Raw genomic sequence first — 7,733 nt, 5'->3', positions numbered from 1 at the left:
CAAACCGCCGAAAAAATGGCGGTCTATGGCGAAATGCAACATGCAACGACTTATGAGCTAAAGCTTGCCAATCTTGCCAATGATAAGCACCGTCTAAAACAGCTGCAAGGCTTGGAGCTAAAAAATGATTTGAAGACCAGACTTATTGATGACTACATCCCTTATTGTGAAGGGGTGTTGTCGTCAGGTGGGGGCGTACAAGACGAAGTGCTGATGACAATCATGGTGTGGTGTATCGATTTGCGTCGTTATGATTTCGCTCTTAAGATTGCTAGATACGCACTACAACATGAACTCATCATGCCTGATAGTTTTAAGCGTTGCGTGGCTTGTGTTGTTGTTGAAGAGATTGCTGAGATTGAGATTAAAAGACTCAAGCAAGATGAATCAGCAGCGATTGACACCCTAGAGTCATTGCACGAATTGCTCAATGACGACAGTCTATCAAAGACAGAGCGTGATATGCCAGATGAAGTTCGTGCTAAGCTATATCTTGCCATCGGTCGTCATTATTTGATGCAAACCAAAGAAATAGGCAAAGGGGCAGAGTTGGCAGTCAATGCGTTGTCTGCGGCACTGTCTTTACATGATAAATGTGGCGGCAAGTCAGACTTGGCACAAGCCAAAAAATTAGCCGCTGCTTAACAGGGTGCCTCGCACTAACACGGGTCTGCTTGCAAGGGTTTGGCGACTTGGTCAAACAAATCCAAGGCAAGCCGTTCCCGTGTATTTTAGGCATACAAAAACAAAAAAGCCCAAAGCGGCGAACTTTGGACTTTTTCTAAACTTAACCCTTACGACAGAAGGATTAAATCATAAATGAATTTTAACATAAATTTGGGGAAATGGGTGATTGAAATGATTGAAAAATACGAAAATTCCGCCTTATTTAGACGGTTGGTGTATTTTGTGTTATTGGTTGTGGCACTGTTTCCATTATCGCCTGTGCTGGTATCGGTTATTGAGCGATTATAAACCCAAGCAAAAAAGCCCAAAGCGGCAAACTTTGGACTTTTTCTAACCAACCCCTTAACCAACCTAAGGAGCTAATCTGTGGAATATTGTACCACAACTATTGTAAAACTGGCAAAACATTGTATGGAAAAATACGGCTTATTTAAAACAGCACTGGTTATTGTATTGTTTATCATCGCTTGGCAATCGCCAGACATCATCACGGCTGTTCGCTGGTGGTAGCACCAAAGCCCCACACAGTCGGGCTGCGTGGGGTGGGTTTTAAGCTGTGGGGTAGTGAACCTAGCCTAACAGTTGCCGTTGTAGAGCAGCGACATTGCGTTCACTGACATGCAGGCGGCTTTGTAAGTCGTCGATATGCTCCAGCATTCGGCGAAATCCACTAAGCAGACCATCAATCTCGCTTCTGGCTTCACGGTTTTGGCGGATTTGGTCGGTAAGGATACTGTGGATGGCTGGCAGATTGAGACTGGCGATGGGGTCAAGCTCGAACCGTCGCACAAAGTCCATCGCCGCCTGATAGTCGGCAGGGTTGATGGCTTTATAACTTCTGACATCAAACTCATCATACAGGGCGTTATACAGCCGTTGGTAATGACGGCGTTCATAGCGACATTTGGCTTTGACGGCTTTATGGAGTGTGGCGGCTTGGCAGTCAGATAGGCGTGGCTCACAGGTGCAGATGGTAGGCTCGCCCACTTCCTTATCCAAGATGTCCAGCACCCATTGGCGGAACTCTTTGGTAACATCTGTACGGGAAAACATGGCGATCAGGTGGCAACCACGCAGGGAGAAAATGCGGGTTGAGGTTTGTAAATTACTGTTGTTATTCGTGGTGGTCAATTTGACCACTTCGGTCATACCGCTTGTAAATTCATCGGCGTTGCGTTGATAAATTTTAGTAACCGAACGAACATCAGAATATTCTAATGCTTTGGCAAGGTCGGCAGAAGTAAGCCAAATTTGGTTATCAATTTTAGCAGGGGTTAGGGTAATGTTTTGAAAAGTGAGAGTTTGCATTTGCTTTTACCTTTTTTGAGAGGTTGAATTTTACCTTATTTCTCGTAACACTGAATCGGTGTTACGGAGAAAGTAAGGCGACCAACGGCTCAAAACCATAAAGCAAAAAATGGCGGATTTATTCCCCTTGCGGGTATTGTATTCATCGCACCGTCGGTCATAACTTATCAAATAAGGTATGCGTAGGCATAAAAAAATCACAATAACGGTGTGATGACCGTTTGCTTTATAGGCTTTTGAGACCATACGCACATCATAGCCTATCATCGGTTATTTTGCAAGTTGTTTTTTTGGAGAGTATATGAGTTTGATTGCCAATGGCGAGTTATCCACAGCCTTATCACAGATTGACGGTGGGGAATTTTTCCCATCGGTGAGTGTCGCTGATGTGCGTGATTTTGTGCGGGTTGATGGCTCGGTTACAGACGCACGGCTACATCAGATTATCTTAGAAGAGACACTTGATGTCATGCGACTGCTTGACCCATTGACCAAGAAAGCTGGCAGGCTTACCGACTTATCCACAGTTTTTATCGATGGCAAAAATGCCTTTGAAGTTTGGTATTTTTCTGCCGTTGCCAACGGCGTGGGGGCAAAGGTGTGTGAAAAATACCGCAACTATGACTCAACGAATAAGGGCAATGATAAAGCGGCAGAGCTGTCCGCCACCATTGACGAATACCGCCGCAATAAGATGTGGGCGTTGGCACAAATGCAAGGGCGAAATCAAACCGTAGTGGAGCTGATATGAACCGCATTATTTATAGCATACAAAACGACAGCATCGATGCCATCAGCCATCGCTACTATGGCAAATCGGTCGTTGAGCAGATATTGGCGGTCAATCCGCACCTTGCCAAAGAAGATGTCATCTTGCCCATTGGCACAAAAGTCATCTTGCCTAGTCTTATCACAACCAACCCTGTCAAACAAACCATTCAACTATGGAGCTAAAACATGAAGCTACTTAAATACGGAAACAAGGGCGAACAAGTCGAACGGCTACAAGTCAAACTGAACGAAAATGGTGCCAAACTTGCCGTTGATGGTGATTTTGGGCGTGCTACCGAAAAGGCGGTGATGGCATTTCAGCGGTCGGCTGGCTTGGCGGTAGATGGTGTGGTCGGCATCAAGACATGGCAGGCATTGTATGGCGAACCGTCCATACATCTGTTGTCTATGGCAGACTATGAGACAGCCGCCAATGAGCTTGGTGTGCCTGTCAATGTGGTGCAGGCTTTTGCAAAAGTAGAAAGTCGTGGTGCAGGATTTTTCGGTGTTGATCAGCCTGCAATTTTGTTTGAGCGTCATGTTTTTTATCGTTTGCTCAAGTCCAAATATGGCAAAAATACAGCGGATACACTTGCCCAACGCCACCCAAATATCATCAGCACCAAAACGGGTGGATATAAGGGCGGTGCGTCAGAATATGTGCGACTTAATTTTGCAAAAACCATTGATAAAGATTTGGCGTACAGTTCAGCAAGTTGGGGCATGTTTCAGGTCATGGGTGAGAATTGGCAAGTATTGGGGTATGCGTCTGTTGATGAATTTGTATCTTTGATGCGACAAGGCGAGTCGCATCATCTTGATGCTTTTGTTCGATTTTGTAAGACCAAAAAAGGCTTGCTTGATGCCCTGCAAACAGGCGACTGGGACAAAGTATTTACGCTTTATAATGGCAGGGCTTATAAGAAGCATGGCTATGACTACAAGTTCTTGCGTGAGCTACGCCGATTGGAGTTAATCAGTGAAAAAGCCTGATTTATTAAGAAGGCATCTGTTATCGAGCATATCCGCACTTGCCAAAAACCCTGACCGTCTGCTCATCTATGTAGATGAAGGGCGGATGGTGAATACGCTGGCAAATGGGCTATCGTTTGAGTATCGCTATACGCTCAACATCATCATCACAGATTTTAGTGAAGACATGGCGGTGGTGGCTGTGGCACTGTACGCATGGCTACGAGATCACCAAAGCGAGCTGATGGCGAATACAGATAAGGCAAAAGACGGCATCACATTCGTGGCAGATATTTTGGATAATCGCAAAGTTGATTTATCCATCACACTGCCATTGACTGAGCGAGTCATCGTCAAAGAAGTGGACGGCAGGGTGGTCATTGATTATCCACCAGAGCCGACTTACACACGCCCAACGGTCAGTCAAAAGGTGCAGCTCATCGATGCTAAGAATGATGTGGTTTTGTGTGAATTTCCCACAGGCATGCCGGAAGAAAAATGGATGCTTGAAATGCCTTTGGTGGATATTCGTGGCTGAACTGTCTTATCTACCCGAACATCTGGGGCGTATCATTGATGGGCTGTCTGATGGGCAAATGTTAAAGCTCAAAAAGACGCTCGCCCAGAAACTACGCAACAACCAAAAAAAGCGTATCACCGCCCAGCAGAATGTCGATGGTTCAAGCTACGCACCCAAAAAGCCCCAGCGTAAACGCAAGGGGCAACGGGTGCGTAAAAAGATGATGAACACCATCAAGAACGCCAAGCACATGAAGATAGAACACAGCAAAGAAGGCTTTGCCGTGGGCCATGTCGGACGCATGGCACAAATCGCCCAAGTACATCAGTACGGACTCACCGCACGCATCGGCGATAAGCGTGGCACCACCGCCGTCTATCCTGTGCGTGAGCTACTGGGTATCTCTGATGAGGATAAACAGTTGATTGATGAGATGGTGCTCGAATATCTTGATGGCATCTTATGATGATGGCTTGCCTTGATGTTGGCAAAATTAATAGATAAGGTGGTAAAAATGCAAACTCTCGTTATTGGTTGCTGTAGCTGATGATAAAATTTTATAATAAAATACTTAAGTGTAGGGATTGCTAAATTTGGGTATTATGATATTATTATTGTAATTTTTGGCATAATTTGCCATATTTCCGCCTAAAAATAGGATGTAATGCTTTGATTATTCAATTCTCTGTTGAAAATTTCCGATCTATAAAAGATGAGCAAACCTTGTCGCTTGTAAAAAATAGCGCCACCGAAATGCCTGACAATTATTTCTCATCTGATGCTCTAAGCGCTCCGGAATTACTTAAAACCGCTGTAATTTACGGTGCGAATGCTTCAGGGAAGTCTAATGTGCTCAAGGCATTGCGATGCATGCAGAACATTGTTGCAAATTCCAATGACAGCAAGCCGGGCGCCTTATTGCCTTTAAATCCATTTGCCTTTGATGTAAAAATGGCAAAAGAGCCAACGAACTTTGAGTTGATTTTGGTTGTTGAATTACCAAATAAAGAAGGTGAAAAGAAACCTGTTAAAGTTATTTATGGTTTTAGCTGCGATCGCAAGATGGTTTATGAAGAATGGCTATCTGTTTATCCAAAATCACGCGAACAAGCTTGGTTTCATCGCATGTATGATGATGAGTCTGGTAGCTACAAATGGAACACGTCCAGCTTCTTTAAGGGTAATAAAAGCTATTGGCAGGAGAGTACTAGAGAAAATCAGCTTTTTTTATCTGTGGCAACTCACTTAAATAGCACCCAGTTACTACCAATTTATCAAGCAATGACTGCTAAGATGCCTATCATTATTAGCAATCGAATTGGTAGTGACTTCACCAAGGATGTCTGTAGAAATGACGACAACAAGAGAAAGTTGTTGGTTGAATTTCTTCGTCAAGCCGGCATTGATGTGTTTGATATTGATTTTCGACAGCGTCATGCGGATGAGTTGAATATCCCAGAAGATTTCCCTGATGAGCTTCGACAAATGGTTGTGGAGCGTTTCTTAGAAGATGCAGCGGTGTTCTTTATATACAAGGATAGCCTGGGAAGGCCGATAGAGTTTGAATTGGAGCAAGAGTCTGATGGTACGCAGAAATTGTTTGAGTTTGCTATGCTGTTAATGGATGTGATGGAAAAGGGAAATACAATCATCATTGATGAGCTGAATAACAGCTTGCATCCAAAACTTGTGCAACATTTGGTACGTCTATTCAATTCGAAGAATAATTCTGGTAACGGGCAGTTAATTTTTACTTCGCATGAAACTTCTGTACTGCGCCAAGATCTGCTACGTAGAGACCAAATTTGGTTTTGTGAAAAAAACAGTGATCGCGACACAGTGCTATATCCTTTGACTGACTTTAGTCCGAGAAAAGGACGGGAAGATGTTGAAGAAGCTTACCTACATGGAAGATATGGCGCCACTCCAATTATCGAAGAATTTTATAATTTATAGAAAAAAGGGGGTCATCATGGCGAGACAAAGCAGAAAAAAAGATAGAAATCTAATTCGTAGACCTCAGATACGCGAGGCATACGACAAGGTGCTAATTGTTTGCGAAGGAGAAAAAACAGAGCCTTTCTATTTTCAGGGATTGATAAAAGCCGAAAAGCTTTCTAGTGTTAATGTGCAGGTAGATCATGTAGGCAGTCGTTCTGCGCCAATTCATGTTATTGATCGCGCTATCGAATTGACAATGGAAGCAAATAAGGACGCCAACTCTGAGGCTCACTACGATCGTGTTTATTGTGTTATAGATCGTGATGAGCATAGTACGTTTAATCAAGCCATTCAAAAAATCTCTACAGCTAATAAGCAAGCCAATTCTGCTCTATACTATGGAGTGGTGTCATATCCAAGCTTTGAATATTGGTACATTTGCCATTTTGAGAGAAATCGAGGTTCTATGAGTTCGGCCGTATGTGAAAGGAATGCCAATAGTCTTTGGCAAAATACTTTTCATGAGCCTTATCAAAAAAATAATTCCGAAGCTTATTCCAAGCTTCGGAGTAAACAAGCTGATGCTATCTCAAATGCAAAATTTGCTATTAAAGATGCAGATGAAACTGATCAAAAGAATCCTTCAACAAATGTGCATGAATTGGTTGAATACCTCATTGGTCTAAAGCATAGCGCTGCCAGAAGGTCTTAGTGATCTACCTAAGCCTACTCAGATAAACTGTACGACCACCACGCTTGACAGCGGTCAAGACTTGCCCACGCTGTCGCCCATTGGGGTGTTTGTAGCCTAAATGAATCCATGAATTTGGCGAATCTGGGAATTCTAGGATTAGCTGGTCAAATTTAATGCCACGCTCCTTTAATTCTGCCACCAGATAGCGGGCGACTTTGCGAGTGTCGCCAAAGGCTGGGGCGGTAAAGTCAATCGCAAGCCCGTAACAGTGTGCCGATGTGGTGCTGCCAACGATGGCACGGTTGAGCGTGGGTGAGCGATAGCCTGAGCTCACACGCATTGGCACGCATCGGACTTGTCATCAGTCATACCGAGCCAGAAGTCCTAGCAGCCCTTGAGAGCATTGTAGCACGCAAGGGATGCTCAAAGGCAATGGCAATCAAAACCGCTTTGGTTGAGTACGCCAAAACGCTTGACTAACCTATCTGTCCGCTATGGGTTGTTGGATTTTTTGATGAGCTTTTTTAGTTCACGAGAAGCCACATCGTGCAGCAACTCTTTGGCGATGCCAAAAAATACATTCTTCGTACTGCTTATTGCAGTCTGCTTGAAGAATTGGGCTTTATTGGTTTTTAGGTTGGGCTGATGAATCTTGCGACCAACCCAAGATAGCGACATCATGACAGCTCCTGTAATGAACGCATGATATTGCGTAGGGATAATCTGATAATCTACCGCCACTTGCAGGGCGGGGATGAGTACCAGCATGATGAATGCCCCGAGTGCCGGTAGTTTTACGGATAAATATTGAAAGACATTATCTTTGATAAAAGTCATTTT

General features: G+C 44.0%; 13 protein-coding genes and 1 pseudogene. 11 read left to right on the top strand and 3 right to left on the bottom strand.

The annotated features are described in order from the left end of the window. From gpM to ACERC6_RS09950, 3 genes are all read left to right on the top strand, one after another. Positions 1–645 (top strand): phage terminase small subunit (gene gpM, locus ACERC6_RS09960; RefSeq protein WP_373628906.1); only part of this gene is annotated, 645 nt, incomplete at its 5' end. Between the two features lie 174 nt (positions 646–819). Continuing rightward, complete coding sequence (locus ACERC6_RS09955) at positions 820–975, top strand: hypothetical protein (protein ID WP_373628905.1); 156 nt, start codon at positions 820–822, stop codon at positions 973–975. Positions 976–1,053: 78 nt separating this feature from the next. After that, the gene (locus ACERC6_RS09950; protein WP_373628904.1) at positions 1,054–1,197 is read left to right on the top strand and encodes a hypothetical protein; all 144 of its coding nucleotides are present in this window, start codon (positions 1,054–1,056) and stop codon (positions 1,195–1,197) included. A 60-nt stretch (positions 1,198–1,257) separates the two neighbouring features. On the opposite strand, the gene ACERC6_RS09945 is transcribed toward ACERC6_RS09950, so the two are convergent. Then, positions 1,258–1,995: a BRO family protein gene (locus ACERC6_RS09945; RefSeq protein WP_373628903.1), complete on the bottom strand. Its 738-nt coding sequence runs from the start codon at positions 1,993–1,995 to the stop codon at positions 1,258–1,260. Between the two features lie 301 nt (positions 1,996–2,296). On the opposite strand from ACERC6_RS09945, the gene ACERC6_RS09940 reads away from it, so the two are divergent. The 7 genes from ACERC6_RS09940 to ACERC6_RS09910 all read left to right on the top strand — a co-directional run bounded on the left by ACERC6_RS09940 (position 2,297) and on the right by ACERC6_RS09910 (position 6,911). Then, on the top strand, positions 2,297–2,746 hold the full coding sequence (locus ACERC6_RS09940) for a head completion/stabilization protein (RefSeq protein WP_373628902.1): 450 nt from the start codon (positions 2,297–2,299) through the stop codon (positions 2,744–2,746). Next, positions 2,743–2,949 (top strand): tail protein X, encoded by a 207-nt coding sequence (locus tag ACERC6_RS09935; protein WP_284673105.1) that lies wholly within the window; start codon positions 2,743–2,745, stop codon positions 2,947–2,949. Before ACERC6_RS09940 ends, ACERC6_RS09935 begins: the two co-directional genes overlap by 4 nt. A gap of 3 nt (positions 2,950–2,952) precedes the next feature. Beyond that, entirely contained in the window at positions 2,953–3,759 is an 807-nt protein-coding gene (locus ACERC6_RS09930; protein ID WP_284673104.1) for an N-acetylmuramidase family protein, read from the top strand. Next, positions 3,746–4,276 carry a phage tail protein gene (locus ACERC6_RS09925; RefSeq protein ID WP_284673103.1) on the top strand — a complete coding sequence of 177 codons (531 nt, stop codon included), beginning with the start codon at positions 3,746–3,748 and terminating at the stop codon, positions 4,274–4,276. The genes ACERC6_RS09930 and ACERC6_RS09925 overlap by 14 nt, the downstream gene beginning before the upstream one ends. Beyond that, positions 4,269–4,724, top strand: coding sequence for a phage virion morphogenesis protein (locus ACERC6_RS09920; RefSeq protein ID WP_373628901.1), 456 nt, complete (start codon positions 4,269–4,271; stop codon positions 4,722–4,724). Before ACERC6_RS09925 ends, ACERC6_RS09920 begins: the two co-directional genes overlap by 8 nt. 203 nt (positions 4,725–4,927) lie before the next feature. Beyond that, positions 4,928–6,214, top strand: a complete 1,287-nt coding sequence (locus tag ACERC6_RS09915) for an ATP/GTP-binding protein (RefSeq protein WP_373628900.1) — start codon at positions 4,928–4,930, stop codon at positions 6,212–6,214. Positions 6,215–6,230: 16 nt separating this feature from the next. Further along, positions 6,231–6,911, top strand: coding sequence for an RloB family protein (locus tag ACERC6_RS09910; RefSeq protein WP_373628899.1), 681 nt, complete (start codon positions 6,231–6,233; stop codon positions 6,909–6,911). A gap of 4 nt (positions 6,912–6,915) precedes the next feature. On the opposite strand, the gene ACERC6_RS09905 is transcribed toward ACERC6_RS09910, so the two are convergent. After that, positions 6,916–7,233 carry a D-Ala-D-Ala carboxypeptidase family metallohydrolase gene (locus ACERC6_RS09905; protein WP_373628898.1) on the bottom strand — a complete coding sequence of 106 codons (318 nt, stop codon included), beginning with the start codon at positions 7,231–7,233 and terminating at the stop codon, positions 6,916–6,918. Between ACERC6_RS09905 and ACERC6_RS09900 the strand changes: the two genes are divergently transcribed. Next, positions 7,206–7,373, top strand: coding sequence for a hypothetical protein (locus ACERC6_RS09900; RefSeq protein ID WP_284673098.1), 168 nt, complete (start codon positions 7,206–7,208; stop codon positions 7,371–7,373). The genes ACERC6_RS09905 and ACERC6_RS09900 overlap by 28 nt on opposite strands. A 153-nt stretch (positions 7,374–7,526) precedes the next feature. Here the strand turns inward: ACERC6_RS09900 and ACERC6_RS09895 are convergent. Then, positions 7,527–7,730: pseudogene (locus ACERC6_RS09895) on the bottom strand (TIGR02594 family protein); the annotation flags it as partial. Between the last annotated feature and the right edge of the window lie 3 nt (positions 7,731–7,733).

Origin of the sequence: Moraxella sp. E33BD, from assembly GCF_041807865.1 — a bacterium.
GTDB classification, from domain to species: Bacteria; Pseudomonadota; Gammaproteobacteria; order Pseudomonadales; family Moraxellaceae; genus Moraxella; species Moraxella haemolytica.
This window is presented reverse-complemented; position numbering and strand designations above follow the sequence as displayed.